Raw genomic sequence first — 19,215 nt, 5'->3', positions numbered from 1 at the left:
CTAGTCGGTCAGGTAACGCAGCCACAGGTACGGCGTCGCCACCGCCACCGTGACCAGGGTGACGACCAGACCGTACTTGGTGAACGCCCAGAAACCGATCCGCACGCCGTTGCGCTCGGCGATGCCGAGGATGACGACATTGGCCGAGGCGCCGATCGCGGTGGCGTTGCCGCCCAGGTCGGCGCCGATGGCCAGCGCCCACCACAGCACCTGCGAACCGGGGCCGAAGGAGTGGGCGAGGTCGGCGACGATCGGGCTCATCGCGGCCACGTACGGGATGTTGTCGATGATGGCGGACAGGCCGGTCGACGCCCACAGCAGCACCATCGCGGCCAGGCCCAGCCTGCCCTCGGCGGCGGAGGCGGCGGCCTGGGAGACCCGGCCGACCACGCCGGTCTCGACGAGGGCGCCGACCATGACGAACAGGCCCATGAAGAAGGCCAGAGTGGGCCACTCGACCTCGCGTAATGACTGCTCGGTCGTCACCTTGGTGGCGGCGACCAGCAGGCCCGCGCCCAGCAGCGCGACGACGGCGGGTTCGTAGCGCAGCACCGGATGCAGGACGAACGCCGCGATCACCACCGCCAGGACGCCCAGGCTCTGCCACAGCAGCGGCCGGTCCCTGATCGCCTCCCGCTCGTTCAGCTCCATGACCTCCGCGACCCGTTCGGGGTGGTAGACGAACGCGTCGCGAAACAGCCACCTGCACAGCCCGGCGAACACCGCGACCAGGACGATGATCAGCGGCGTGAGGTGGATGAGGAAGTCGTTGAAGGTCAGCCCGGCGCGGCCGGCGATGATGATGTTGGGCGGATCGCCGATCAGGGTGGCGGTGCCGCCGATGTTGGCGGCCATCGCCTCGGCGATCAGATAGGGCGCGGCGGGCAGGGCGAGCCGGTCGCAGACCAGGTACGTGACGGGGGCGACCAGCAGCACGGTGGTGACGTTGTCCAGCAGCGCGGAGGCGCCCGCGGTGATGACGATCAGCATGACCATGAGCCGGAACGGCCGCCCCTTGGCCCGTTTGGCGGCCCAGATCGCCAGGTATTCGAAGACGCCGGTCTGCCGCAGCACCCCGACGATGATCATCATGCCGAGCAGCAGGAAGATGACGTTCCAGTCGATGCCGGTGCGTTCGGCGAAGAACGCCGCCCGGCCGTCCACGGCGTGGATCAGCAGCATCATCGCCGCGCCGCCCAGAGCGGCGGCCGTGCGGTGGATCCGTTCGGTCGCGATGAGGACGTAGGCCGCGATGAAGATCGCCACGGTTGCGATCGCGATCACAGGCGGTCCTCCGGGGGCGGTGCGGTCTCGCGAGCACCCTAGACCAGCCGTTCAGGCGGTAACGGTCTTGTTTACCTGCTTCTGCGGTCTTTTGCCCCCGGCTCGATTGCCTTTCTGGATCACTCCTGGTCGTGTGGAGATTACCGAATGTGGATATTGGCCATTGGGGGCTGAGATGGCGGACAACGTAATCGCGCGGAAGCCCGGGGGCGGGGATGCGTACTGGGTGATGGGCGGTCTCTATGCGATCAAGGCCGCGAGCGACGAGACGGGTGGCGGCGTGACGGTCGTCGAGATGACCGTCCCGGCCGGAATGGGTCCGCCGCCGCACACGCACCCGGGGTCGGAGATGATCTACGTTCTGGAAGGAACGGTCCGCATGCACATCGACGATCAGGTGGTGGAAGGCGGTGCCGGGTCCTTCTTCTACATCCCCCAGAAGACATGGGAGCGCTTCGAACCCCTCACCGACGTACGCCTTCTCGTGATCTATTCTCCCGGCGGCATCGAGCAGTTCTTCACCGAGGTGGGCGAGCTGGCGCCGACCCGGGACGTCCCGCCGTCGGAGCATCCGCTGCCCAGTCTGAGGGCGGTGACGGCGGCCGGGCTCCGCTACGGGCTGGAGATGAGACTTCCCGACTGAACCGAGCGTAGGAATCGCGTCAACGCCGGGACTTGGCGCGTATGGAAGCCGTCAAGAAACGAAAAACCACCCAAATCCCGAGATTCGCTTGCCTGGTGACCGCCTGTCCTGGTGGTTGAGAGCAATTTCCGGATTTGAGGAGCAGGGATGGCCGACGTCATCTTCGTCGTCCTGACGATCGCGGTCTTCGTGATCCTCGGGCTCGTCGTGAAGGTGGTGGAGCGCCTGTGAGCGCGATCAACGCCGCCGGTCTCATCGTCGTCACCGGTCTTGTGGTCTTCATGGTCGCGGCCCTGCTCTTCCCGGAGCGATTCTGATGGCCGGGGTCCTGTTCATCGGGTCCCTCATCCTCGCCCTGGCCCTCTGTTACCGCCCGCTGGGCGACTACATGTACCGGGTCTACACCGGAACCCGGCACAGCGCGGCCGAGCGGCTGATCTACCGGCTGATCGGCGTCAAGGCCGGCACGGAGCAGCGCTGGGCGGTCTACGCGCGCGGGGTGCTGGCCTTCTCGGTGGTGTCGATCCTCTTCCTGTACGGCCTGCAGCGCCTGCAGAACCACCTGCTCCTGAGCCTGGGCATGAAACCGGTCGAACCGGCGCTGGCCTGGAACACCGCGGTCAGCTTCGTCACCAACACCAACTGGCAGGCGTACTCAGGTGAGAACACCATGGGCCACGTGGTGCAGACCGCCGGCCTGGCCGTCCAGAACTTCGTGTCCGCCGCGGTCGGCATGGCGCGGTGACGGCCAGCGGCTCCGGGCTCGACCCGCACATCTCGCCCGCCTACGCCGAGCTCCAGGCGCCACGCGTGGCCAAGGAGCGCGGGATCGCTCTCGACCAGGTCAAGCGGCTCATCCACGCGAACACCACCGGCCGGGCACTCGGCTTCATGGGCGAGCCCGCCGTCAACGTGCTCGAACTCAACCTGGCGCTCGACGGGTCATGACCAGAGGGCGGCTACGGGTCTACCTCGGCGCGGCGCCCGGGGTGGGCAAGACGTACGCGATGCTCTCCGAGGGCCGCAGGGCGCTGGAACGAGGGAGAGACGTGGTCGTGGGCCTCGTCGAAACCTACGACCGCCCCCGTACCGCCGCCCTGCTCGACGGCCTGGAGCTGATCCCGCGCAAGACGCTCGTCTACCGCGGCGCCACGTTCACCGAACTGGACGTGGACGCGGTCATCGAGCGCGCGCCGAAGGTGGCGCTGATCGACGAGCTGGCCCACACCAACGTGCCCGGCTCGCGCAACGCCAAGCGCTGGCAGGACATCGACGACCTCCTGGACGCCGGCATCGACGTCATCTCCACGGTCAACATCCAGCACCTGGAGTCGCTCAACGACGTCGTCCAGCAGATCACCGGCGTCCCGCAGCGCGAGACCGTGCCGGACGAGGCGGTCCGGCGGGCCGACCAGATCGAGCTGGTCGACATGTCGCCCGAGGCGCTGCGCCGCAGGATGGCGCACGGCAACGTCTACGGGCCGGAAAAGGTCAGCGCCGCCCTGTCGAACTACTTCAGGGTCGGCAACCTGACCGCGCTGCGCGAGCTGGCCCTGCTCTGGGTGGCCGGAAGAGTCGACGACCAGCTCGACCGCTACCGCGCCGACCACGGCATCTCCGCGACCTGGGAGGCGCGCGAGCGGGTGGTGGTCGCGCTGACGGGCGGCCCCGAAGGCGACACGCTGGTACGGCGCGCGGCCCGCATCGCCGCCCGCACCAAGGGCGCCGACCTGCTGGCCGTCCACGTGACCAGCTCCGACGGGCTGGCCGGCGGCGACCCGGTCAACCTGGCCCGCCAGCGCACGCTGGTGGAGAGCATGGGCGGCAGCTACCACCAGGTCGTCGGCGACGACACCCCGGGCGCGCTGCTGGAGTTCGCCCGCGGCGTCAACGCCACCCAACTCGTGCTCGGCGCGTCGCGGCGGGGCCGGCTCGCGCACATCCTGTCCCGGGGCGTGGGGGTGGAGACGACGGCACGGTCCGGTTCGATCGACGTTCACATGATCACCCACGACGAGGTCAAGAAGGGCCGCCGCCACCCGACGCGTACGCGGGCCGCGCTCACCCGCAAGCGGCGGCTGAGCGGATGGGCCATGGCGGTGGCCGGGATGCCCGCGCTCACCGCGATCCTGAGCGTGTTCCGCGAGGATCTGAGCCTGCCGAGCGAGATCCTCATCTTCCTGCTCCTGACCGTCGGCGTCGCGCTGGCCGGCGGCATGTGGCCGGCCATCACGGCGGCAGTCGGCGGGTCGCTCCTGCTGAACTGGTTCTTCACGCCGCCCGTCGGCGGGCTCACGATCTCCGACCCGGAGAACTTCTTCGCGCTGATCGCCTTCGTGGTGGTCGCGGTCGCGGTCAGCACCATCGTGGACATCGCGGCCCGCCGTACCAGGGAGGCGGCCCGGGCCCGCGCGGACGCCGAGGTGCTCTCCACGCTGGCCGGGCACGTCCTGCGCGGAGAGGCCGCCGTGCCGTCGCTGCTGGCCAGGCTGCGGGAGACGTTCGGGCTGTCGTCGGTGACGCTGCTGGAGCGCGTCGGCCGGCCGACCCCGGACGACCAATCCCAGCCGAAGGACTGGCGGATCGTCGCCACCTCCGACGGAGCGCCGTGCACGAGCCCGTCGGACGCCGACACCGATGTGGTCATCGACGACGATCTGGTCCTGACCATGCGCGGCCACCTGCTCGACGCCGCCGACCGCGGGGTGGTCGAGGCCTTCGCCGCCGAGACGGCCGTCGCCCTGCGGCAGCAGCGGCTGGAGGAGGAGGCCGAGCAGGCCAAGCCGCTGGCCGAGGCCGACAAGATGCGCACCGCCCTGCTCGCCGCCGTCAGCCACGACCTGCGTACCCCGCTCGCCTCGGCCAAGGCGGCGGTCGAGAGCCTGGGCAACACCGAGATCGCCTGGTCCGAGAGCGACCGTGCCGAACTGCTGGCGACCGCCGACGAGTCGCTGGTCAAGCTCGACCGCCTGGTGACGAACCTGCTGGACATGAGCCGCCTGCAGGCCGGTGTGCTCGGGCCCGCCCTGCAGCCGGTGGCGCTCGAAGAGGTCGTGCCCCGGGCGGTCGACGATCTCGGGCCGCTGCACGACCGCGTCGACGGCGACATCTCGATCGGCCTGCCCGAGGTGGTCGCCGACCCGGCCCTGCTGGAACGGGTGCTGGTCAACCTCATGTCCAACGCCGTACGCCACAGCCCACCGGATCAGCAGGTCGTGATCACCGCGAGCCGGCACGGCGAACACGTGCAGATCCGCGTCATCGACCGCGGCCCCGGCCTGCCGCCGGAGGCGTACGACCGGGTGTTCCTGCCGTTCCAGCGCCTCGGAGATCGTGACAACCACTCGGGTGTCGGCCTCGGCCTCGCGCTCTCCCGAGGGCTGGCCGAGGCCATGGACGGCACCCTCGTACCCGAGGAGACCCCAGGAGGAGGGCTCACCATGACCCTCACCCTGCCCATCTCGGCGAGCCCGGGTTGACGATCTCCTTTATCAGGTCAGTCCGGTCAGGCGGCACAGCGCGGCGAAGCCGTCGTCGGTGCCGGGCCAGTGGCGGCGCACGGCCGGCAGCCCGGCCCGTCGTACCACCGAGCGCAGGACGGCGGTGACGATGATGGCGTCGTCGGCGTAGCCGAGCACGGGGATGAAGTCCGGGATCAGGTCGATGGGGAAGGCCAGGTAGGCCAGCAGCAGCGCGAGCCGCACCCGTACCCCGCGGGGCAGGGCGGGATCGGCGGCCAGGCGGCGTACCAGGCGCAGCACGTCGGGCAGCAGCCGCAGCGCCTCGCGCAGCAGTCCACCGCGGGGCCGCACGATGGCCAGCATGGCGACGAGCGCCAGCCAGGTGACCAGCGACGCGACGGCGATCCCGATCAACAGATCCCATCCCCACGACCCGGTCATCGCTGCTCGCTCGGGCGCAGGCTGCCCACCCTCTCGATGGGCGTTTCGGCGGCTGCCTCGCTTTCGATGGGCGTTTCGGCGGCCAGCGCGGCCTGCTCGAAGGCGGCCAGGTCGGCGGCCGCGTCCTCGACGGCCGCGCGGGCGGCCGCGCCGGTGGGGGCGGCGAAGTAGTCCCGCGCGGCGATCTTGGCCAGCCAGGAGCGGAAGCGCTCCAGATCGGCCTCGGACTCCTCGACCTCGGCGTAGGTGGTGCGACCACGGGCGCGCTCGTGCTCGAGCTCCGCGCGGAAGGCGGGCAGGCGCTCCAGGACCTCGGCGTACTCGGCGTCACGCGCGGAGTCGAACTCGCCGATGATCTGCCGGCGTTCGGCCGGGTCGGTGATGGCCATGCGCAGGATCCGGCCGGTGCCGCCCTGCTGGTGCACCCGGTCGAGCAGCCGGCGCGCCTGCCGGGTGGTCTCGGCGCGTTCGGGCAGCAGGCACACCGACTGCTGCAGATACAGCGCGCCGAGCGAGCGCAGTTTGCGCCACACCTGAACGCGCAACGTCCCGGCGGCGCCGGCGGTGGACACGCTGATCAGCAACCAGCCCTGGTCATCCGTAGCGTCCGTCACAGACGTATGTTACATCCGTTACAAGTCAGCCTTGTGGCCCTTCGGCAGCAGATACACCAGGACGGCCGCAACGATCGCGACGGTGCAGGTGAAGACCGAGGACATCGCCAGTGCGTGGGCCGCCGCGGCGGTCCGGCCGCCGTCGGCGGCGTCGAAGGAGTTGAAGAACACCACGCCGATGATGGCGACGCCGAGCGCGCCGCCCACCTGCTGCGCGGTCGACAGCACTCCGGAGGCGATGCCCGCGTCGTCGGGGTCTATGCGGGTCAGGACCGCGTTGAGCGACGGCGTGATGAGCAGCCCGCCGCCCACGCTCTGCAGCATGAGGGTCGGGATGACGACCCACGGCGTGAACGGCAGGCCGCACGTCAACACGGTCACGGTCGAGGCGTACCCGAGCGCGAGCACGATCGCGCCGATCTCCAGGACGCGGCGGCCGTACCTCGGCACCAGCCTGCCGGCGATCATGCTGAAGACGAAGAAGGTCACCGCGGCGGGGGTGTAGACCAACCCTGCTCCGAGGGCCGACAGGCCGAGTCCGTCCTGGAGCGCGATCGACAGGACGAGGTAGTAGGACGTGATGACGGCGTAGACGGCGAGGACGAGGACGATGCCGACGGAGAACGATCGCGTGGCAAAGAGAGAGATCCTCAGGAGGGGGTCGCCACCGAGCCTGCCGGTCCGGCGTTCGATGGCGACGAAGAGGGCGAGACCGAGCACGCTCGCGCCCAAACCGGCCCACGTCCACCAGGGCCAGCCCGCCTCGTGGCCGTGGATGAGCGGGAAGGCGAGCAGGAACAGCGCGACGCTGAGAACGACGACTCCCGGGAGGTCGAGCTTGCGGGCGAGCGCCGCCCTGGATTCCGGTATGCGCCCTGCGGTGAGCAGGATCGCGGCGAGCCCGATCGGGACGTTGATCCAGAACACCGGCCGCCAGCCGGAGCCGAACAGATCGGCGCTGATCAGCAGGCCGCCGACGACCTGACCGCCGATGGTGGCCAGTCCGAGGACGACGCCGAGGACGCCGAAGACGCGATGCCGTTCCTTCTCGGGGACGAGCACGGTGATGACGGCGTACACCTGGGGGAGCATCAACGCGGCGCCCAGGCCCTGGACGAGACGCGCCGCGATGAGTTCGGGCGCCGTCTGCGAGATGGCGCACGCGGCCGACGCCAGAGTGAAGAGCGCCAGGCCGGCGATGAAGGTCCGTTTGCGGCCGTGCATGTCGCCGAGGCGGCCACCGGTGATGAGGAACACCGCGAACGTCAGTTGGTAGCCGGCCAGGATCCACTGCAGTTCGCCGCCGGAGGTGCCGAGGTCGGCCTGGATCGCCGGTCCCGCGACGATGACGATGAACGCGTCGAGGGTCGCCATGAACGCGCCGACCAGCACGATCGACACCGCACCCCACGGCGTGGCCGGTGGCGCGGGTGTCACGGATTCTTGGGTGGTGTCAGTCACGAAAGTGAGCGTACGATCGTTCGTACACTTATGGCAAGCGTGTGGCAGGATGGGGCCATGAGCGAGCTAGCACAACGGTCGGGTGCCGACGCGGACCCGGGCTCGGCCGAGCCGGAGCAGGCGGAGACCTCCGACCTGCGGCTCCTGCGCGGCGCGCGGACCAGGCAGGCGATCGCCCGCCACGCCGTCGACGTCGCGTCGCTGGAGGGGCTCAACGGGCTCAGCATCGGCCGGCTGGCCGGCGACCTCAAGCTCAGCAAGAGCGGCGTCGCCACCCTCTTCGGGACGAAGGAGAAATTGCAGGTCGCCGCCGTCGCGTCGGCACGCGAGGCCTTCCTCGACGCGGTCGTCCACCCCGCGTCGGCCGCGCCCCACGGCGCCGCCCGGCTGCGCGCGCTGACCGAACACTGGCTCTCGTACGCCGAGACGCCGCTGTTCGCGGGAGGCTGCTTCTGGGCGGCGAACCTCGCCGACTTCGACAGCCGGCCGGGGCGGGTCCGCGACGCGCTGGTCCGGCATCACCAGGACTGGCTCGCTCTCCTGGCCGGCGAGCTGCGACGAGCCGTCGACTCCGGCGAGATCGCCGACCTGGACGCCGACCTGGCGGCCTTCCAGATCGACGCCGTGTTCACCGCCGCGAACACCGCTCTGCGCCTGGGTGACAAGGACGCCGGGGGCAAGGCCCGTCGCGTGGTCGACGGGTTCCTCACGCCTCGCCGCTGACCCGTTCGACGGGTTCCTCGCGTCTCGACACGGATCCCTTCGGCGGGTCAACACGTCGGTGGGTGGCGCTGGTCAAGCGACGATCTACGGGTTACGATCCGGGCACACATCCGATGTATGTGGCTCGCAGGAGCTCCCATGGCCGCGTTGATCCGTCTGTGCGTCGCTCTCCTCCTGGCTTTCGGCCTCCTCCCCGCGCTGCCCGCCCAGGCGGCCGCCCGGGGAAGCTGGAAGATCACCGGCTTCCCCGGCGGCCCCTCGGCGGAGCTCGTGCTCGACCCGCAGACGGGCACCCTCAGTCTCGCCGTGACCCGCGGTGGCGTCCGGGTGCTGGAGCCCAGCCCCGCGGGCATCGTCACCGAGCGGGCCGACCTGTCGCAGGGCCTGCGGTTCCTGCACCGCCGCGACCGTGTGGTGACCGAGCACTACACCACCACGGTCGGCAAGCGCCGCAAGCGGTGGGCTCTCATGCGGGAGGCCGCCTTCACCTTCGAGAACGCCGCCGGCGTCCGCCTCGACCTGGTCGTCAGGGTCGCCCACGACGGTGTCGCCTACCGTTACCGGCTGCCGGAGGACCACGGCGCGGTCCTGCGCGAGACGTCGGCTTTCACGCCCGCGCAGGACGCCACCGCCTGGCTGGCCCTGCATCGCCGCGACTACGAGAACCCGTTCCTGCAGTACCCGGCTCAGAGCGCGCCCGCGGCCGACTTCATGGTGCCCGCCCTGTTCGAGACCGACGGCACCTATCTCCTGGTCACCGAGTCCGACCTTGACGGCCGTTACTCCGGTCCCAGGCTCTCCCACGAGCTGGGCACCGGCACGTACCGCCTGCAGTTATGGGATCCGCAGGTCCAGGTCAGCGGGCCCCTGGCCACCCCGTGGCGCGTCATGATCGTCGGGGATCTGGCCACGGTCACCGAGTCCACGCTGGTGGACGACCTCGCGCCGGACGCCAAGGTCCGCGACACCTCCTGGATCGAGCCCGGCCAGGTGCTCTGGACCTGGCTCGCGGGCGGCAGGGAGGCCGGGCAGAGCCTGGACCTGCAGAAGGGGTTCGTCGACTACGCCTCGGCCCGCGGCTGGCCGTACGTGGCGGTGGACGCGGGCTGGTACTTCCTGAAGGACCAGTGGGACGTCACCGACCCGGAATGGCCGACCACGAGCTGGATTCCCCAGCTGGTCGAGTACGGGCGCGGCAAGGGCGTGGAGATCGTGGTCTGGATCCACTTCCGGGACCTGGACACGCCGGAGGAGCGCGCCCTGTGGCTGCCCACCCTGCGGAAGTGGGGCGTACGCGGCGTCAAGATCGACTTCATGGACGCGGAGTCACAGGAGCGGCTGCGCTGGTACGACGAGATCCTGCCCGCCACCGCCGAGAACCACCTGATGGTCAACTTCCACGGCTCGACCATCCCCAAGGGCATCCACCGCACCTGGCCGCAGGTGATGACCATGGAAGGCGTGCACGGCGGCGAGAAGCGCACCCTCACCACCTCCCACCTGACGACCCTGCCGTTCACCAGGAACGTCGTCGGCTCGATGGACTACACCCCGATGGCCTTCCAGCGTCCGGCCCGGCCCACCTCCGACGCCCACGAGCTGGGCCTGGCCGTGACGTACGAGTCCGGTCTGCAGGACCTGGCCGGCACCGTGGAGTCCTACCGGGCCCGGCCGGAGGCCGAACGCTTCCTGGAACAGGTGCCCACGGTCTGGGACGAGACGCGCCTGCTGTCCGGCCGCCCGGCCGACCACGTGGTGCTGGCCCGGCGCAGCGGCGACCGGTGGTTCGTCGGCGCCGGGATCTCCGGCGCGGCCCGGACGCTCGACGTCGCGCTCGGCATGCTACGCGGGAGGTGGCTGGTCGAGGTGGTCCGTGACGGTCCGACCGGCCTGGTGCGGGAGAGCCAGGTGGTCGACGGGCCGCGCGGCCGGCTCGCGGTGGCGGTGCCGGCCGAGGGCGGCTACGCGGCGATCGCCTGCCGCTGGCATCCGGGGATCACGACCTGCGACCGATAAACCTCCGCGGCGACCAATTCCGTAATTCGCTACTTTTACCTCGCCACCACCCGCGATACGCACGGGGCCATCGAGACGTACTGCATATTCGTGCGTGACTTCAGTGCTCTCGAAAAGGGAATGGCATGCTTGAGAACAAGAAGGTGCGCGCTTTTGTCTGGGTAAGTGCGGCGGCCGGCCTCGTCGTGGCGGTTGCGGGCGCGGGGGCAGCGGCGGCGACCATCGCCATGCCGACCAAGGTGACGGCCCCGTACGCGCAGGCGGCGGCCGTGGTCAACGCCGACGGAAGCATCAACCGGGCCAAGGGAATCGCGGCGGTCACGAAGCCCGCCACCGGACGCTACTGCGTCGAGTTGGCGAACAAGGAACTGGACGTCACGAGGCTTGTTCCGTCGGCCACTCTGCAGTACACGTCCTTCGAGTACGGGATCCGTGTGTCCATGTGGCCGGACCCCGCCTGCGGCACCCGGACGGACACATTCCTTGTCATTACTGGAAAGCCAAACGTGTGGGAAGACCGGGCATTTTCCATAGTCATTCCGTAATAACCTTCGGCGTCGACCCCGGCTTGCGGCGGCCGGGGAGGCGCATGGTGAGCAGCCTCGCGCGGGGCGCCACCCGTTCGGCCAGGTTGAACAGGGCCTCGGTCCGGGTGCGGTCGGCGTCGAGGTGGGTGAAGAGGTTGACGCCGAGGTAGAACGTGATCGCCGCGTACGCGAGGTCACGCGGGGGCAGCAGTTTGGCCAGCGGCGATCCCCCGATGACCCGGTCCAGGGCCTGCTCGATGAAGTCGATCCAGGGCTCGGACCGCGCGGTGATCTCCGCCCGGAGTTCGGGCCGGGCGATGCTCGCGCCGACCATCTCGGAGAACAGGGTGATGTGCCCGCCTTCGAGGTCGGCCCGGTAGATCTCGCTCGCGGTCTGGACCAGTTCCTCGAGGTTGCCGGCCTGCTCCACGGCCTGCCGGTAGGTCGCCATGCGCTGCTCCGATGACCGGTCCAGCGCGGCGAGCAGCAGCGCGTCGACGCCGCCGAAGTGGTAGAAGACCAGCGCCGAGTTGACCTCCGCGGCCTTGGCGATGGCCCGCGCGCTGGTGCCGGCGTAGCCCTGGCTCCGGATCGTCTCGGTCGCGGCGTCGATGAGCCGGTCGCGGGTCTCCGCACCCGACTGTTGCTTTCCGGCCACCCGCACCCCCGCTTGACAGAATCCCGTGCCCTCATCGTACAGTTTAATCGCCTGATTAAATCTCTCGATTAAGAGGTGCGCGTGGAGCCTGATAGCCGGCCGCAGCTGAGAGCGCGGCGCACGCTGGCCGGAGTGCTGGGCGCGCTGTTCGCGGCGATGTTGCTCTACAGAGTTCTGCACGAGGGGCATCTGGAGCAGACGGCGTTGTTCTACGTCGGCATCCCGGCCGTGATCGCCATCACCGTCGCCCTCACCGCCCGGGCCCGCAGCACCACCGGCATGGTCATGGCGTCCATCACCGTGGCTCTGGCCCTGGCCGGTCCGCTGCTCGGCGAGGGGATCGTCTGTCTGGTCATGGCCGCGCCGCTGTTCTACCTCGTCGGCGCGATTGTCGGGTTGTTCATCGATTCCGGCAGGCGCGGCGACGGCAACGGGCGGATGAACCTCTTCCTCGCGCCCCTCCTCATCGCCGCCATGCTGGAGGGCACCGCGGCCTCGCTGCCCCGTGACAACGAGGTCAGCGTCACCCGGCCCATCGGAACCACGGACGTCGAACGGGCGCTGGCCGCCGAACCACGATTCGGGCCGATGGAGTCGTGGTTCCTGGCACTCGGCTTCCCCCGGCCGTTACGCGCCGAAGGCACCGGACTGGCCGTCGGCGACACCCGGAAGATCTTCTTCACACCGCGCCGCTCCCTGGGCATCGGCGCTCCCCTCGAACCCCGATCCATGACCCTGCGCGTGAGCGAGCGCTCGCCCGGACGGGTCGTGTTCGCCGTGGTGGCGGACACCACCGTCGCCCGCTGGATGGACCTGCGCCGGGCGACGTTCGACTGGCGAGGCGGCGAGCTGAAGCTGACCCTCGGCTATCGCCGTACCTTCGACCCGGGCTGGTACTTCGGCCCGCTCCAGCGCTACGCGGTCTCCGAGGCGGCCGGCTACCTGGCCAAGACGTTCACCCCATGAACGACCCCGCGCTGATCCGCGGCGTCGCGCTCTTCGTCCCGATGGCCGCCGTCTGGATCGCGGCGGTCGCACGGCGGCCGGGGGAGCGGGACCTCGCCGCGATGATCCTGGCCACGGCGTGGAACCTGCTCACCCTCGCGATCGTGAACGCCCTCGCCCCGTACGCGGGCTGGTGGCGGTTCGCCGCCGACGGCGCCGTCGTCGCGGGCACCCCCGTCGATCTGCTGCTGGGCTGGGCGTTGCTGTGGGGCGCGCTGCCCGCGCACGCGGCGCGCGCCTACCCGCTCCCGCTGGTCCTGGCCGGGTTCGCCTGGGTGGACCTGGGCGTGATGCCGCTGGCCGAGCCGATCGTGGTGCTGGGTCACGGCTGGCTGTACGGCGAGGCCGTCGCGATCGCGGTCTGCCTGCTGCCCGGCGTGCTGCTGGCCCGCTGGACCGCCGCGGACCGCAGGCTCGCCTGGCGCGCGTCGCTTCAGGTGGTCCTCGCGGGCGGGCTCATGCTCGGCGCGCCCGTCGCGTTCACCGGCGTGTGGCGGCAGCCCGAGTGGGTGATCGGGCTGCTGGCCCAAGTCCTCGCCGTGCCGCTGCTGTTCGGTCTGGCCGCCGTCCGCGAGTTCGCCGTCGCCGGGGGAGGGACGCCGGTGCCGTACGACCCGCCGAAACGCCTCGTCACGAGCGGGCCGTACGCCTACGTGCGCAATCCCATGCAGGCCTCCATGGCGGGCGCCTACCTGCTGCTCGCGGTCCTCGACCTCCGCTTCGCCGCCGCCACGGCGATCTGCGTCGCCTACGGCGCCGGGCTGGCCTCCTGGCACGAAGGAACCCACCTCGCCACGCGGTACGGCCGGGACTGGGCGACCTACCGTGACCAGGTACGCCCCTGGCTGCCCCGGGTTCGCCCCTACGCCGGCCTGCCGCACGCCGACGTCTACGTGGCTGCGACCTGCGATCGATGCAGCGCACTCGGCCGGTGGATCGCCCACCGGCGGCCGGTCGCGCTGCGGATCCGGCCCGCCGAGGGCTATCCGCTCGGCCTGCGCCGGATGACCTACGAACGCGCCGACGGGCTGCGCGCCCAGGGAGTGGCCGCCTTCGCTCACGTGGCCCAGCACCTCCACCTGGGCTGGGCGCTCCTCGGCTGGCTGCTCCTGCTGCCGGGAATGGGATGGTTCGCCCAGCTGTGCGCCGACGCCTTCGGCGCCGGCCCCGCACGGGTCCCGGGACCTGATACGCAGCTTTTGTGACCGGGATCACAGTCGCCGCCTGTCCCCTGGAGACGTTCCGGCTCGTCCTGTGGCTGAGAAACCGGCTTCCAGGAGGTCCAAGGTCATGAGTCAGGTCATCGTCATCGAGTTCATCACCCTTGACGGGGTCATCGAGGACCCGGACGGGTCGGACGGCTCGCCGTGGGGAGGATGGGCCTTCCGCTACGGGCCCGAAGCCGTGGCCGGCGACAAGTTCGAGCTGGGCGAGGTGCTGGACACCGGAGTCATGCTGCTGGGCCGCGTCACCTGGCAGCTCTTCTCCCGCATCTGGTCCGCCAGACAGGACGAGTTCTCCCAGAAGATGAACGCCATCCCCAAGCTCGTCGCCTCACGATCGCTGGACGACGTCGAGAAGTGGAGCAACTCCACCCTTCTGCCGGGCGATCTGCTCGACGAGGTGTCCAAGCGCAGGCAGAGCCAGGATGTCGTGGTAGCCGGCAGCGCTAGCATCGTCGATGCGCTGCGGGCGGCCGACCTGGTCGATCAATACCGGCTGCTGGTCTTCCCGACGGTGCTCGGTCAGGGCCGGCGCCTGTTCGACCAGCCCGGCCGGCCCGTCGGCCTGAACCTCGCGGGCGCCGAAAGGACGGGCCAAGCCGTCCGCCTCGTCTACAACCGCGATTAGGAGACCGCCGATGAAGTACGCATTGCTGATCAACGAACGCCCCGGCGCTTACGACGGCCTCAGCGAGGACCAGCGCGCCGCCATCAGCGCCGAGTACATCGCGCTGATGCAGGATGAACGCATCCTCGGAGGCGAACGGCTCCAGCCGGCCGACACCGCGACCACCGTCCGGGTCGAGCACGGCGAACCGCTGCTGACCGACGGGCCGTTCGCCGACACCAAGGAGATCTTCGGCGGCTACTACCTCGTCGAGGCGATCGACCTCGACTCCGCGCTGGAACTCGCCGCCCGGATCCCGGCCGCCCGCCTCGGCGGGTCGGTCGAAGTACGGCCGCTGGTGGAGCGGTAGGCCGTGCTCGAGGAGGTCTTCCGCGACCAGTGGGCGCGCGTGGTGGCCGCCCTGGTGAGCTTCCTCGGCGACGTCGACCTCGCCGAGGAGGCCGCGCAGGAGGCGTTCGTCATCGCCGCCGAGCGCTGGGCGCGTGACGGGCCGCCGGACAATCCGGGAGCCTGGCTCGTAGTGACCGGACGCAACCGGGCGATCGACCGTCTTCGTCGTGACCGCACCCGCGCGGAGAAGACCCGGCTGCTGGATCACCCGATACCCGCAGAGGTCACGATGGACGAGACGACGACGATCCCCGACGAACGCCTCGAACTCTTCTTCATGTGCTGTCACCCGGCGCTGGCGACCGAGGCCCAGGTCGCGCTCACCCTGCGCGCACTGGGCGGCCTGTCCACGCCGGAGATCGCCCGGGCGTTCCTGGTGAACGACGAGACGATGAAGCGCCGCCTCTCCCGCGCGCGCAACAAGATCCGGGTGGCGGCGATCCCGTTCGCGATCCCGCACGACCACCTCCTGCCCGGCCGCCTGAGAGCGGTCCTCGCGGTGCTGTACCTGATCTTCAATCAGGGGTACGGCGACGGCCGGGCCGACCTCGCGGCGGAGGCGATCCGGCTGGGGCGGACCCTGCTCGATCTCATGCCCGACGAGCCTGAGGCCGTCGCGCTGCTGGCGCTGATGCTGCTGCACGACTCGCGTCGCGCGGCCCGCGTGCGCGACGGCGAGATCGTCCTGCTCCACGAGCAGGATCGCCGCCTGTGGGACACCGCCCAGATCGAGGAAGGGCGGGCACTGCTCGACCGCGCCATCAGGTTCGGTGCTCCCGGCGTCTATGCGGTGCAGGCGGCCATCGCCGGCCTGCAGACCGAGGAACGGATCGACTGGCCGGCCGTCGCCGCGCTCTATGGCCGGCTACGGGAACTGACGGGCTCGGCGATCGTCGAGCTCAACAGGGCCGTGGCGATCGCCGAGGTCGAGGGGCCGCGGGCGGCGCTGGCGATCGTCGACGCGCTCCACCTCGACGACTACCGCTACTTCCACTCCACCCGGGCCGAGCTCCTGCGGCGCCTCCACGACACCGCGGCGGCGCGAGCGGCGTACCGAAGAGCGCTCGACCTCACCACCACCGAGGCCGAGCGCCGCTTCCTCAACCGCCGCCTCACCGACCTGTGACCCACCTCGCCTCGCCTCCCCGAGCGTCGGCGCGGTAGGGCGACGGCCGGGCGAGCTCACCAGGAGCGGTGGAGGGCGGTGGCGAGGTCGTCGAGGTGTCCGGAGACCGGGCCCAGGGTGAGCAGGCCGCTGCCCGCCCCCGCCAGCTCCGCCGCCGCGGGGAGCAGCTCGGTGTGGGCGCGTTCCATCGTCGCCCGGTCGCCGACGGCGATGGCCGCTCGCGCGGCGAGGCACCACAGCGCCTCGTACAGCAGGTCGCGGGGTGGTTCCGGGACCAGGCGCAGTGCCGATGCGGCCGCGTCCGGACGGTCCTGGGCCAGCAGCACCAGGGGACGGGCCCACGGCTCGTACGGTCCCCAGTCGATGCCCTCGTCGGTCTGGGCGGGCCGTGCGTGCCGCAGGCGCAGGCACAGCAGCGCGAGCGGCAACAGCCCGGACCGCAGTCCGGGCATGCCGGCGCCGTCCAGCCGCGCGGCGGCGTCGCGATAGGCCGCTTCCGCCACCGGTGCCTGCTCGGTGGCGGCGAGCCGCAGTGCCCGGTACCACTGGGCGAACACGCCTGCCAGCGGCAGTTCGTGCCGTTCGGCCAGGCGGTCGGCGGAGGCCGCGTGCTCGTCGGCGCCGGGGAAGTCCGCGAGCGCGCTGCGGGCCTGGAGGCGGATGAGGTGCCCGAGCACCTCGAAGGTGACCAGGCCATGCCGGGCGGACAGGGCGATCAGCTCGGCGCCGAGCTCGTCCCGGCGCGGCGCCAGACCGGCCCGGTGGAAGGTCTGCATGAACACGCCGTTGAGAGCGAACGCCAGCAGCGCCGGATCGTCCAGGCGGCGGGCGATCTCCTCCGCCTGCGCTGCTGCCCGGGGCCCGCGCTCCGCGCGGGTGCCGCGTGACTCCAGGGCGATCGTGGCCAGCAGCCGGGCCCGCGCCGCCTGGTGCGCGGCGGATGGGAGGGCGGCCAGGGCGCGTTCGGCCGCCGCGACGATCTGGGCCGCCTGTTCAGGGTCGTCCGACCGGGTCCAGATCGCCGGTACGTCGTACGCGCCGATCACGCGGGCGGTCAACTCCGCGTCACCCAGCTCCTCCGCCGCGGCGACGGCCGTCAGGCGGTACCGGCGGGCCGCCTCCAGGCCGCCGCCCCCGGTCACCGCCAGATTACGCAGCAGGCCCACCGTCGACTCCAGCCGCGCCCGCGCGCCGGACGCCACGGTCCGGTCATAGGCGGCGGCCGTCTGCGCCCACACCCGGCCCGCCGCACCTGCCGGGTCGAGGTGGCCTGACTGGTGCAGGATGTCGCTCTCCAGGCCGCGCAGCGCCGGGCCGGGATCCACCCCCAACTGCTCGACCAGGAGCGTTCGTGCCCGGCGCAGCACCGCCAGCGCGTCACCCTGGCGGCCGGTACGGTACAGCGCGAGGGCCAGCAGCCGCCAGGCGTTCTCCCGCCAGGGGTGCTCGGCCACGTGCGCGTCCAGATCCGGCACCGCCTCGGCGGCAAGGCCCAGGGCCAGGCGTGCCTCGGCCCGGCGTTCCACCGCCTGCAGCCGCAGCTCCGCCAGACGGGAACGCTCCGCCCGGGCCCAGTCCTCCTCGGCGAACTCGGCGTAAGCAGGCCCGCGCCACCAGCCCAGCGCCTCCTCCAGCCGGGCGAGCACGCCTTCGGGTGGCAGCGTCGCGGCCACCGCCTGCTCGAACCGCCAGGCGTCCACCGCGTCCGGCTCCGCGCGCAGGGCGTACCCCGGCCCCTCGGTGACCAGCAGCCGGGCCGCGGTGCGCGGCGGGCGCTCGGGCTCCAGCGCGCGGCGCAGCGCGGCCACGAAGGTGCGTACCGCGCCCACCGCGCCCGGCGGCGGATCGAGCCACAGGTCCTCGACCAGGCGGGAGACCGGGACGACGCGGCGGCGGGCGACGATCAACCGGGCCAGCACCGCGCGGTGCCGCGGCCCCTTCAAGGCGATCGCGCCCCCGGCCTCGTCCCAGGCCGCCACCGGCCCCAGCACCCCGAACACCTTCCGTGTCATCGCCACCCCGGCCACGCTATAGCGCGCTCATCCGATGCTCATCGGCGCCCGGCAGGCTGGAGACCCCCGCTCACCTACGGAAAGGGCTCGACCATGCCGCCCGCCATCGCCGGCTTCGACTACCGGCGCGTCCCCGTCGCCGACGGCGTGTCCCTGAACGCGGCCGTCGCCGGCTCGGGCACGCCGATCGTGCTGCTGCACGGCTTCCCGCAGACCCACCTGATGTGGCGGCACGTCGCCGCCGACCTCGCGGCCGACCACATGGTGATCTGCCCCGACCTGCGTGGCTACGGCGCCAGCGACAAGCCCGCCGAGACCGGCGGCACCACCTACGCCAAGCGCACCATGGCCGCCGACATCCTCGCCCTGGCCCGCGCGCTGGGACATGAGCGCTTCGCGCTGGCCGGGCACGACCGCGGCGCCCTGGTCGCCTTCCGCGCCGCCCTCGATCACCCCGAGACGATCACGCACCTGGCCTGCCTCGACGTACTGCCGACCCTGGACATGTGGGACGTGATGCACGGCACCAGCGCCGCCGTCGGTTTCCACCTGTACCTGATGGCCCAGCCGCCGGGCCTGCCCGAGCAGCTGATCGCCGCCGCGTCGGACGCCTTCTTCGGCCACTTTCTCGACATCTGGACCACCGACCCGCAGGCGATCCCCACCGAGGTCCGGGCCGCCTACCTGGCCGCCTGCCGCGACGCGGTCCCCTCGATCGTGGCCGACTACCGCGCCTCCGCCGGCATCGACGTCGTCCACGACCAGGCCGACCAGGACGCCGGCAACCAGCTGCGGATGCCGGTCACCGTACTCCAGCAGGACTGGGGCGCCGCCCTCGGCTTCGACGCGGCCGCCCGGTGGCGCGCATGGGCGCCCGACCTGCGGCATGACACGGTCACCTGCGGTCACTTCATGGCCGAAGAAGCCCCTGCCGACATCACCAAGGCCCTCCGCGACCTCCTCATCCGCTGAACGGCCGATATATTTCGGCATTCGATATATG

The 19,215-nt window shown here is 71.1% G+C and carries 19 protein-coding genes and 1 pseudogene; 14 read left to right on the top strand and 6 right to left on the bottom strand.

The features are described from left to right. Positions 1 to 1,284 (bottom strand): ArsB/NhaD family transporter, encoded by a 1,284-nt coding sequence (locus tag AB0B91_RS19940; protein WP_358321284.1) that lies wholly within the window; start codon positions 1,282 to 1,284, stop codon positions 1 to 3. Positions 1,285 to 1,459: 175 nt separating this feature from the next. On the opposite strand from AB0B91_RS19940, the gene AB0B91_RS19935 reads away from it, so the two are divergent. The 5 genes and pseudogenes from AB0B91_RS19935 (at position 1,460) to AB0B91_RS19915 (ending at position 5,406) form a co-directional block, all read left to right on the top strand. Then, on the top strand, positions 1,460 to 1,927 hold the full coding sequence (locus AB0B91_RS19935; RefSeq protein WP_358321282.1) for a cupin domain-containing protein: 468 nt from the start codon (positions 1,460 to 1,462) through the stop codon (positions 1,925 to 1,927). Between the two features lie 227 nt (positions 1,928 to 2,154). Next, positions 2,155 to 2,244 carry a K(+)-transporting ATPase subunit F gene (kdpF, locus tag AB0B91_RS19930; protein ID WP_358321279.1) on the top strand — a complete coding sequence of 30 codons (90 nt, stop codon included), beginning with the start codon at positions 2,155 to 2,157 and terminating at the stop codon, positions 2,242 to 2,244. Continuing rightward, on the top strand, positions 2,244 to 2,672 hold the full coding sequence (locus AB0B91_RS19925) for a potassium-transporting ATPase subunit KdpA (protein ID WP_358321276.1): 429 nt from the start codon (positions 2,244 to 2,246) through the stop codon (positions 2,670 to 2,672). Before kdpF ends, AB0B91_RS19925 begins: the two co-directional genes overlap by 1 nt. After that, positions 2,666 to 2,875: pseudogene (locus tag AB0B91_RS19920) on the top strand (potassium-transporting ATPase subunit C); the annotation flags it as partial. The gene AB0B91_RS19925 and the pseudogene AB0B91_RS19920, both read left to right, overlap by 7 nt. Then, positions 2,872 to 5,406 carry a sensor histidine kinase KdpD gene (locus AB0B91_RS19915; protein ID WP_358321273.1) on the top strand — a complete coding sequence of 845 codons (2,535 nt, stop codon included), beginning with the start codon at positions 2,872 to 2,874 and terminating at the stop codon, positions 5,404 to 5,406. The pseudogene AB0B91_RS19920 and the gene AB0B91_RS19915, both read left to right, overlap by 4 nt. 12 nt (positions 5,407 to 5,418) lie before the next feature. Here AB0B91_RS19915 and AB0B91_RS19910 read toward each other — a convergent pair whose 3' ends face one another. From AB0B91_RS19910 to AB0B91_RS19900, 3 genes are read right to left on the bottom strand one after another with little or no spacing between them, the layout of a single operon-like run. After that, positions 5,419 to 5,829, bottom strand: coding sequence for a DUF1232 domain-containing protein (locus AB0B91_RS19910; RefSeq protein ID WP_358321270.1), 411 nt, complete (start codon positions 5,827 to 5,829; stop codon positions 5,419 to 5,421). Next, positions 5,826 to 6,443 carry a Chromate resistance protein ChrB gene (locus AB0B91_RS19905; RefSeq protein ID WP_358321267.1) on the bottom strand — a complete coding sequence of 206 codons (618 nt, stop codon included), beginning with the start codon at positions 6,441 to 6,443 and terminating at the stop codon, positions 5,826 to 5,828. Before AB0B91_RS19905 ends, AB0B91_RS19910 begins: the two co-directional genes overlap by 4 nt. Before the next feature lie 18 nt (positions 6,444 to 6,461). Next, positions 6,462 to 7,904: an MFS transporter gene (locus tag AB0B91_RS19900; RefSeq protein WP_358321264.1), complete on the bottom strand. Its 1,443-nt coding sequence runs from the start codon at positions 7,902 to 7,904 to the stop codon at positions 6,462 to 6,464. A 57-nt stretch (positions 7,905 to 7,961) separates the two neighbouring features. Between AB0B91_RS19900 and AB0B91_RS19895 the strand changes: the two genes are divergently transcribed. The 3 genes from AB0B91_RS19895 to AB0B91_RS19885 all read left to right on the top strand — a co-directional run bounded on the left by AB0B91_RS19895 (position 7,962) and on the right by AB0B91_RS19885 (position 11,188). Then, positions 7,962 to 8,627, top strand: a complete 666-nt coding sequence (locus tag AB0B91_RS19895) for a TetR/AcrR family transcriptional regulator (protein WP_358321262.1) — start codon at positions 7,962 to 7,964, stop codon at positions 8,625 to 8,627. 138 nt (positions 8,628 to 8,765) lie between these two features. Continuing rightward, on the top strand, positions 8,766 to 10,643 hold the full coding sequence (locus AB0B91_RS19890) for a glycoside hydrolase family 97 catalytic domain-containing protein (RefSeq protein ID WP_358321259.1): 1,878 nt from the start codon (positions 8,766 to 8,768) through the stop codon (positions 10,641 to 10,643). Positions 10,644 to 10,768: 125 nt separating this feature from the next. Then, positions 10,769 to 11,188, top strand: a complete 420-nt coding sequence (locus tag AB0B91_RS19885) for a hypothetical protein (protein WP_358321256.1) — start codon at positions 10,769 to 10,771, stop codon at positions 11,186 to 11,188. Here AB0B91_RS19885 and AB0B91_RS19880 read toward each other — a convergent pair. Beyond that, positions 11,178 to 11,828 carry a TetR family transcriptional regulator gene (locus AB0B91_RS19880; protein WP_358321254.1) on the bottom strand — a complete coding sequence of 217 codons (651 nt, stop codon included), beginning with the start codon at positions 11,826 to 11,828 and terminating at the stop codon, positions 11,178 to 11,180. The two genes, AB0B91_RS19885 and AB0B91_RS19880, sit on opposite strands and share 11 nt — an antisense overlap. 81 nt (positions 11,829 to 11,909) lie before the next feature. Here AB0B91_RS19880 and AB0B91_RS19875 point away from each other — a divergent pair, with 81 nt between their 5' ends. The 5 genes from AB0B91_RS19875 to AB0B91_RS19855 all read left to right on the top strand — a co-directional run bounded on the left by AB0B91_RS19875 (position 11,910) and on the right by AB0B91_RS19855 (position 16,200). Continuing rightward, positions 11,910 to 12,794, top strand: a complete 885-nt coding sequence (locus AB0B91_RS19875; protein ID WP_358321252.1) for a hypothetical protein — start codon at positions 11,910 to 11,912, stop codon at positions 12,792 to 12,794. Beyond that, entirely contained in the window at positions 12,791 to 14,038 is a 1,248-nt protein-coding gene (locus AB0B91_RS19870; RefSeq protein ID WP_358321249.1) for a methyltransferase, read from the top strand. The genes AB0B91_RS19875 and AB0B91_RS19870 overlap by 4 nt, the downstream gene beginning before the upstream one ends. 85 nt (positions 14,039 to 14,123) lie before the next feature. Beyond that, the gene (locus AB0B91_RS19865; RefSeq protein ID WP_358321246.1) at positions 14,124 to 14,684 is read left to right on the top strand and encodes a dihydrofolate reductase family protein; all 561 of its coding nucleotides are present in this window, start codon (positions 14,124 to 14,126) and stop codon (positions 14,682 to 14,684) included. A gap of 10 nt (positions 14,685 to 14,694) precedes the next feature. Then, complete coding sequence (locus tag AB0B91_RS19860; protein WP_358321243.1) at positions 14,695 to 15,033, top strand: YciI family protein; 339 nt, start codon at positions 14,695 to 14,697, stop codon at positions 15,031 to 15,033. Positions 15,034 to 15,036: 3 nt separating this feature from the next. Next, entirely contained in the window at positions 15,037 to 16,200 is a 1,164-nt protein-coding gene (locus AB0B91_RS19855) for a sigma-70 family RNA polymerase sigma factor (RefSeq protein ID WP_358321241.1), read from the top strand. 56 nt (positions 16,201 to 16,256) lie between these two features. Here the strand turns inward: AB0B91_RS19855 and AB0B91_RS19850 are convergent, their stop codons facing one another. After that, on the bottom strand, positions 16,257 to 18,212 hold the full coding sequence (locus tag AB0B91_RS19850; protein ID WP_358322197.1) for an AfsR/SARP family transcriptional regulator: 1,956 nt from the start codon (positions 18,210 to 18,212) through the stop codon (positions 16,257 to 16,259). 93 nt (positions 18,213 to 18,305) lie between these two features. Here AB0B91_RS19850 and AB0B91_RS19845 point away from each other — a divergent pair, with 93 nt between their 5' ends. Further along, entirely contained in the window at positions 18,306 to 19,184 is an 879-nt protein-coding gene (locus AB0B91_RS19845) for an alpha/beta hydrolase (RefSeq protein WP_358321238.1), read from the top strand. Positions 19,185 to 19,215: the final 31 nt, after the last annotated feature.

Source organism: Nonomuraea sp. NPDC049141 (assembly GCF_040648415.1).
GTDB lineage: Bacteria > Actinomycetota > Actinomycetes > Streptosporangiales > Streptosporangiaceae > Nonomuraea.
This window is presented reverse-complemented; position numbering and strand designations above follow the sequence as displayed.